Source organism: Vibrio sp. Vb1337 (assembly GCF_033338715.1).
Lineage (GTDB): Bacteria > Pseudomonadota > Gammaproteobacteria > Enterobacterales > Vibrionaceae > Vibrio > Vibrio alginolyticus.
On record NZ_JAWOTD010000096.1, the window covers coordinates 1 to 1464 of the forward strand.

Below are 1464 nucleotides of genomic sequence, written 5' to 3' on the forward strand. Positions count from 1 at the left end.
CTGAGTACAATGCCGCGCAGCTAAACATCAAAAATGTGACGTTTGACCAAGGTAGCTGGTTCGAGCCTATTGCAGAGGGAACAAAGTTTGCTTTAATTGTTTCCAATCCGCCGTATATTGACGAGAAAGATCCGCATTTATCCCAAGGTGACGTTCGTTTTGAGCCAAAATCCGCGCTGGTCGCTGATGAAAATGGCTTAGCGGATATTCGCCATATCTCCGATTTGGCTCGTCAGTATCTTGGAGAGGGCGGTTGGCTTGCCTTCGGACACGGTTACGACCAAGGCGAGGCGGTTCGTGAGATCATGAGTGGCTTTGGTTATCAGCAAGTTGTCACCGAAAAAGATTATGGTGGGAATGATCGAGTGACCCTCGGTTGCTACCAGCCTTCATAAGAACGAGCAAGTCAGCAGTAATTTATTAAAAGAGAAGAAAAATGTACGTAGCTCTAAAACATATTCACCTTGTCACCATCGCACTGAGTGCCACATTGTTGTCGATTCGATTCGCGTTAATGATGATGAACTCTCCAAAGCGCAACCATCGTTTTCTGAAAGTTTTTCCACACATTGTTGATACCGCGCTGTTGTTGTCAGGTGTTGCTTTGATCTTTGTTACTGGCTTCATTCCATTTACAGACTCAGCCCCTTGGCTAACCAACAAGATCACGTGTGTGTTGGCGTACATTGCTCTGGGCTTCTTCGCTCTGAAACTAGCTAAAAATAAATTGCTGCAAATTTTCGGTTTCTTTGGCGCACTCGGTTGGTTGGTCATGGCGGCTAACATCGCCGTGTCTAAGAGTCCAACTTTATTTGGGTAATCGTCATGCTTGAGTTTTTTGACGAAGATTTTGACAACATGGCGCTGGTGGAAGGAGCGTTAGAGCTCAATAAATCCGTTAATCCAGAAACCAACGTCCATTGGGCTAAGCAAGAGCTAGAGCGTCTGTACCAAGAAGCAGAAGCAACGCTTATCCATGAAACAGATGAAGAGCAGCGTTTCGACTCTTTCCTACGTCTGTTTTTCCATGAGTGGGGCTTCAAAGGTGACGACCAAGAGTACTTTATCTCTGACAACAGCTTTATCGATAAAGTGCTAGAGCGTAAAAAAGGTATACCGGTCAGCTTAGGTGCAATTTTATTGTACTTAGGCAATCGCCTTGGCTTCCCTATGAAAGGTGTGACATTCCCAACTCAGTTCCTAATTAAAGTGGATTGGATGCACAAAACACCAGACTACATTAACCCGTTCAACGGGGAGTATGTTGGTGAGAAAATCCTTCAAGCTTGGTTAATCGGTCAAGAAGGGCCGTTAGCGCAGCTTAAACCGGAACATTTTGACGAAGCGGATAATCCGACAGTGATTGGTCGCTGGTTGGCGTTGATTAAAAGCGCGATGCTGAGAGAAGAGCGTTACACACTGGCGCTGCGCTGTACTAATCTGGCGTTGACCTTTGTGCCAGAT

Annotated in this window: 3 protein-coding genes; all 3 read left to right on the forward strand. The window is 45.8% G+C overall.

Annotated elements, in window-relative coordinates:
- Positions 1-395, forward strand: a 395-nt coding sequence (locus tag R7E42_RS24150) for a HemK/PrmC family methyltransferase (protein ID WP_318073108.1), incomplete at its 5' end; no start/stop codon positions are given.
- Positions 396-436: 41 nt separating this feature from the next.
- Positions 437-820: a SirB2 family protein gene (locus R7E42_RS24155; RefSeq protein WP_005468486.1), complete on the forward strand. Its 384-nt coding sequence runs from the start codon at positions 437-439 to the stop codon at positions 818-820.
- 5 nt (positions 821-825) lie between these two features.
- Positions 826-1464: SirB1 family protein (locus R7E42_RS24160; RefSeq protein ID WP_318073109.1), on the forward strand; the 639-nt coding region annotated here is incomplete at its 3' end.